Origin of the sequence: Collinsella aerofaciens (assembly GCF_015555045.1) — a bacterium.
GTDB classification, from domain to species: Bacteria; Actinomycetota; Coriobacteriia; order Coriobacteriales; family Coriobacteriaceae; genus Collinsella; species Collinsella aerofaciens_W.
This window is the reverse complement of record NZ_JADNJQ010000051.1, coordinates 1-4,791: the sequence shown is the minus strand read 5'-3', so window position 1 is coordinate 4,791 and position 4,791 is coordinate 1. Positions and strand designations below refer to the sequence as shown.

The following is a 4,791-nucleotide window of genomic DNA, read 5'->3' as shown; positions in this document are numbered from 1 at the left end:
GGTGCACGCTTTGCGGCTCATCCGGTCCGACCGGGCCGCGCGGCAAGGAGATATATTGCCAGACCGGAGGGGCCCCGCGGGCGGGAATCTGGGCGTACACATTTCCTACACATTTTGTGATCCGACTAACGTTTGCCAGCCGTTACCTACCGCTCGCCGAGCATCTCTTCTATTTAAGGCAGACTCATGGTTAAAGCGGATACGTCCCCCTAGCTAAAGCACAGCCAGCATCGAGCAACTCATCACGCTCTTCCACCGAGAACCCCTCGGCGTAGACGCGCACCACTGGTTCGGTCCCGCTAGGACGGACCAGCAGCCACGTGTCATCCTCGAATGCCAAACGCAAGCCATCCATATGACTAACGTTTTGCGGCACCTTGCCACAAATCGACTTGGGGTTTACGCCCGGCAGCAGGGTTCGTAACGTTTCGGCATCTTCGGCCTCAAGGCGCAAATCCCGTCGACCGTAACTCGTCTTACCAAAACTGTCCTCGAGTTGGTCGACCAGAACGCCCAAAGGCGCGTCCGTCTTTGCCATAAGCTCACACAGAATTAGACAGGCGAGGATTCCATCGCGCTCGGGCATATGCGCGGCGATGCCGATACCACCGGCTTCTTCGCCGCCTATGAGGACGCCGCCCTTTTTCATCTCCGCCGCTATATATTTGAAACCGACTGGTTTGACGGTCACGCGGCAGCCAAGCGCCTCGGCAATGCGACGCACGAGCGTCGAGCATGAAAGATTGACGACGACGCGCCCCTCCAAATTACGAAATTGAACCAAGTCGCCCAAAACGAGCGCCATGATCTGATGCGGATGTATATATCTGCCGCGCTCGTCAACCGCACCGATACGGTCGGCGTCGCCGTCGGTCACCAGACCAGCGCAAGCTCCGTCATCGATAACCGTGCGCTCGCAAGCGTCCACCCAAGGCTCAACGGGGTCGGGGCAGATATCTTCTTGGTCAGACGCCTGCCCGGCGTGAATCTCGTGCACCTCAACGCCAAGCTCGCGCAGCAAGTCGGCTAGATAACCCTGGGCTGCGCCGCCCATGGGATCGACAACCACGCGCAGGTGCGCGCCGCGGATGGCTTCGGCATCGACAAACGATGCCACCGCCTGCATATAGTCAGGAATGATATCCGCGGTGCGATATTGCCCCTCGATCCCCATTGGCTCGGGAGCCATGGTCTCTTCGAGCTCTTCGATGACATCCTGGTTGGCGGTCGAGCCGTCACCCATGCGAATCTTGAGGCACAGATAACCCTGCGGATGATGGGACCCCGTCACCATGAGCGCGCCGCACGCCTCACCGTCATAAGCCGCCGCCCACGTAAGGGCAGGGGTCGGAACAGGTCGCGAAGCGAGCACGGCGTCCAGCCCGTGCGCTGCTAGCACGCCCGCCGCAAGCTCAGCGAACTCGCTCGCCAGGGGCCGGGTGTCGAACCCTATATATACCGTTTTGCCCGGATTGGTCTTTTGCCACAACTCGCCGACGGCATCGGCGATACGGGCAACGTTATCGGCAGTGAAGTCCTCATCGACGCGAGCGCGCCAACCGTCAGTTCCAAAATGAATTATCGCGCACACGCGCAGACACCTCACAGTGTTTGGATCATGGTACGCGTGAGGTATACCCGCAACACGCACTCAGCAACCTGCCGGCACCAGCATTCACCATTTGGGCAAATGCTGCCGAGGACATGCAAGCAATAAAAAAACCGCCCCGTATGGAGCGGTTTTGCCCTTTATATATCGAGCGCCTCGGCCATCGCTGCCGTAGTGATTGCCGTGGTTCCACAGCAACTGCCCACCATTGCGGCGCCGGCATGTCTCCATTCGATGCATGCGCGCGCGAAAGCTTCGGGATTCTCGTGCCATACGGGGCCATCCTGAGTCTGGACCGGATCGCCTACGTTGGGACGCACCGTAACGGGAGTAGTCGCCGATGCAACCATCCTGGGCACCGCCGCATTCGCGGCCGCAAGCGAACAGCAATTAACACCAACCGAGTTTGCGCCGTGTTTTTCGGCGTACAAAACGGCTGCCTCGATGTTGAGGCCATCGCCCAGCAGGTCGCCTTTATCGTCAACGACAAAACTCACCAGAACAGGCATGCCGTCGGCGGCATCTCGGGCGCCGGCAAGCATGGGCTGCAGATTACGGATAGACGTCACCGTCTCGATCAGCAGACCGTCAACACCAGCATTGAGCAAGGCGTGCGCCTGTTCGCGCGCAATGCCGCGGATTTCACGATACTCGACAGAGTCCTCGGCAAACCACTCAATACCGATCGGGCCCATCGAGCCCAGCAGTAGCTGAGGGTGCGCCTGGCGGGCATCGTCGACGGCCCCGCGATTGACCTCCGCCACGGACGGCGCAATCTGGTCGTGCTTGAGGGCATAGCTCGATGCCTGAAAGGTATTGGTAATGAGCACCTGCGCGCCGGCGGCGACATACAAGCGATGGATACGAGAAACGGTCTGCGGCTCTGCCAGATTCCAAAACGCCGGTGGAATGTCGGCGGCATCGTACTCACTCAACAAAACACTGCCCATGGGGCCCTGCGCCAACAAGGTCTCGCTCGACAAGCGGCGCGTAAGTTCCTCGGCACCAAAGCGGTTGTAATAACTCGTATCCATATATATCCCGCTATTCCTCGACGCTGATTCCCTGCTTTTCGAGATAGGCGAGCCAGCGGCTCATCGTGTCCTCGGATAGCGCATGCTCCATCATGCAGGCCTCGGAATCGGCTCGCTCAAATTCGACACCGAGCTCCTGAACCAAAAACGTGCGGATGAGGCGATGACGGTACCAGATAGCCGTGCCAACCTCGCGGCCGCGATCGGTCAGGATCACCTTGCCGTAGTGCGATTGCTCGACAAGCTCGGATGCCTTGAGAGCCGAAACCGCTTTATTGACCGATGCCTTGGAGACGCCAAGGCGCTGCGCGATGTCGACCGATCGCACGCCGTTGGTTTCCCCCTCCTCGCTTTCAATGCGAACCATGCACTCCAAGTAGTCTTCGTTCGCCACCGTCAGATGTAGTTCGCGCGAGCTATTTGTCGTATCCATGATCTTCCGTCCCTTCTGCATTCAATGGCTGATTCTACCCCATCCAAGCGTCGTGGTATGCCGTGGCATACCGTGCTAGAGTTCTTGTTGCACACGACGACCAAGATTGGAGCGGTCTTTATGGAAAACACCACCACGAGCCCCGATGTCCTCGAACGCTTTTTGCGCTACGTCCAGATCAACACGCAGTCCGAGGATGCAAACTGCGACCAGGTACCCTCGAGCGCCGTTCAGTTTGACCTTGCCAACGTGCTGGCTGAAGAGCTGCGCGAGCTTGGTGCGGAAGATGCCCACGTGACCGAGCACGCCTATGTCTGCGCGCATATCCCCGCAAGTGCGGGCGCTGAGGACAAGCCCGCCCTGGGCCTGATCGCCCATCTCGACACCACCGAAGTTGCACCGGGCGCCGGCGTGAAGCCGCACATCGTACACTACGAAGGCGGCGACCTGGTCTGCGGCACGGTTGACGGTAAGCCCGTTGCCATGAGTACCGCCAAGCTTCCCGCCCTGAATGACCTCGCGGGTGAGGACCTGGTCTGCAGCGATGGCACCACGCTGCTGGGCGCGGACGACAAGGCAGGCGTCGCCGAGATCATGTCGCTTGTCGCGCGTATCGCTCAGGACCCTTCTCTGCCCCATCCCGCACTCGGCATTTGCTTCTGCCCTGACGAGGAGATCGGCCACGGAGCCGAGCTGTTGGATATCGATACCTTTGGCTGCAAGTACGCCTACACGGTCGACGGTGGCCCCATCGGCGAGCTGGAGTGGGAGTGCTTTAACGCCGCCGAGGCGACCGTCCGCTTTGAGGGCCAGTCCATCCACCCGGGCGACGCCAAGGGCCGTATGGTCAACGCAGGCAATCTGTTCTGCGACTTCAACGCGTTGCTCCCCTGCGTGCAGCGCCCGGAGTATACGGAAGGCTACGAGGGCTTTTATCATCTTGAGGGTGTATCTGCAACCGTCGATCACGCCACAGCGCGCTATATCGTCCGTGACCATGACGCCGCCAAGTTCCAGCAGAAACTCGATCTTATTGATGCCGCCGCCTCGATGCTCAACCAGCGTCTGGGTGAGAAGCGCGTGACGGTCGAGATTAAGCAGCAGTATCGAAATATGGCCGAGATCGTTCGTGACTATCCCGAGCTTATTGATGTTGCCAAGGAAGCCTACCTTGCCTGCGGCGTTGAGCCCCAAGTGCTGCCGATTCGCGGCGGCACCGACGGCGCGCAGCTGTCGTTCCGCGGTCTGCCCTGCCCCAACCTTTCCACCGGCGGCTATTGCTACCACGGCGTCAACGAGTTCGTCCCGGTCAGTTCGCTCGTCAAGATGACCGACGTGCTCCAGGAGCTCGTCGCCCGCTTTGCATAAGCCTGGCCGCACAAGTCCAAAAGACGAATCGCCCCGTCCTCAACCGAGAACGGGGCGATTTTTTGCTGCAATGAGAACAGGTTGACGCACGCTAGCCTCTTAACGCAAGGAGTGTCCCAAACTGCCGGCACATAAGGAACGTCCCCAAGTGCCAAGTCCCGCAAGAGTGTCCCCTTTGACTAGTCGTTTAAGAACGTCCCCAATGACTACAATGACTACCCCAGCAACACCGATGTTTTGGCAACGACAGACACTATGACCCAATCCGAGGGCACTAAAAAGATAGGAGCCCCCGCTCGTGACCGCGGGTCGGGGCTGCGACAATGATGTTGAAGTGCCATAGGCGC

The 4,791-nt window shown here is 59.6% G+C and carries 4 protein-coding genes; 1 reads left to right on the top strand and 3 read right to left on the bottom strand.

From position 1 onward, the window contains the following. Positions 1-190: 190 nt before the first annotated feature. The 3 genes from I2E45_RS10200 to I2E45_RS10190 all read right to left on the bottom strand — a co-directional run bounded on the left by I2E45_RS10200 (position 191) and on the right by I2E45_RS10190 (position 3,076). Positions 191-1,591 carry a phosphoglucomutase/phosphomannomutase family protein gene (locus I2E45_RS10200; RefSeq protein WP_195247276.1) on the bottom strand — a complete coding sequence of 467 codons (1,401 nt, stop codon included), beginning with the start codon at positions 1,589-1,591 and terminating at the stop codon, positions 191-193. A 158-nt stretch (positions 1,592-1,749) separates the two neighbouring features. After that, positions 1,750-2,643: a homocysteine S-methyltransferase family protein gene (locus I2E45_RS10195; RefSeq protein WP_006235725.1), complete on the bottom strand. Its 894-nt coding sequence runs from the start codon at positions 2,641-2,643 to the stop codon at positions 1,750-1,752. 10 nt (positions 2,644-2,653) lie between these two features. Then, entirely contained in the window at positions 2,654-3,076 is a 423-nt protein-coding gene (locus I2E45_RS10190) for a metal-dependent transcriptional regulator (protein ID WP_040359600.1), read from the bottom strand. Between the two features lie 120 nt (positions 3,077-3,196). Here I2E45_RS10190 and pepT point away from each other — a divergent pair, with 120 nt between their 5' ends. Beyond that, positions 3,197-4,444, top strand: a complete 1,248-nt coding sequence (gene pepT, locus I2E45_RS10185) for a peptidase T (RefSeq protein WP_195246753.1) — start codon at positions 3,197-3,199, stop codon at positions 4,442-4,444. The last annotated feature ends 347 nt before the right edge of the window (positions 4,445-4,791 follow it).

Bases quoted from the DNA above. Each gene is read 5' to 3' on its own strand.
- pepT (WP_195246753.1), top strand. From the start codon at position 3,197: ATGGAAAACACCACCACGAGCCCCGATGTCCTCGAACGCTTTTTGCGC.
- I2E45_RS10195 (WP_006235725.1), bottom strand. From the start codon at position 2,643: ATGGATACGAGTTATTACAACCGCTTTGGTGCCGAGGAACTTACGCGC.
- I2E45_RS10190 (WP_040359600.1), bottom strand. From the start codon at position 3,076: ATGGATACGACAAATAGCTCGCGCGAACTACATCTGACGGTGGCGAAC.